This window comes from Vibrio sp. T9 (assembly GCF_003123985.1).
GTDB classification, from domain to species: domain Bacteria; phylum Pseudomonadota; class Gammaproteobacteria; order Enterobacterales; family Vibrionaceae; genus Vibrio; species Vibrio diabolicus.
In genome coordinates this window covers 1-290 of sequence record NZ_NIGY01000195.1, presented here as the reverse complement: position 1 = coordinate 290, position 290 = coordinate 1, and the positions used below count along the sequence as shown (strand labels likewise).

1 protein-coding gene is annotated in these 290 nt (G+C 65.5%); it reads left to right on the top strand.

From position 1 onward, the window contains the following. Window positions 1–290, top strand: a 290-nt coding sequence (locus tag CBX98_RS26065; RefSeq protein ID WP_146192949.1) for an aldehyde dehydrogenase family protein, incomplete at both ends; no start/stop codon positions are given.

Here is a 290-nt window from a genome sequence, read left to right as displayed (position 1 = left end):
TGCCAAGAAGCACGTACGCCGCTGGATGCGTCGCGATCCACGCAAGGTGTCGCCCGCCGCGTTGGCCTTGCTCGGCGCGCGTGCCTGGGTCGACTATCAACCCAAGGGTGTCATCGGCCTGATCTCGCCGTGGAACTTCCCGTTCAACCTCACCTTCGCGCCGCTCGCCGGCATCCTCGCCGCGGGCAATCGCGCGATGATCAAACCGTCGGAGTTCACGCCGCGCTCCTCCGCGCTGATGCAGCGCATGATCGCCAAGGCGTTCGACGAGACCGAAGTCACCGTGATCA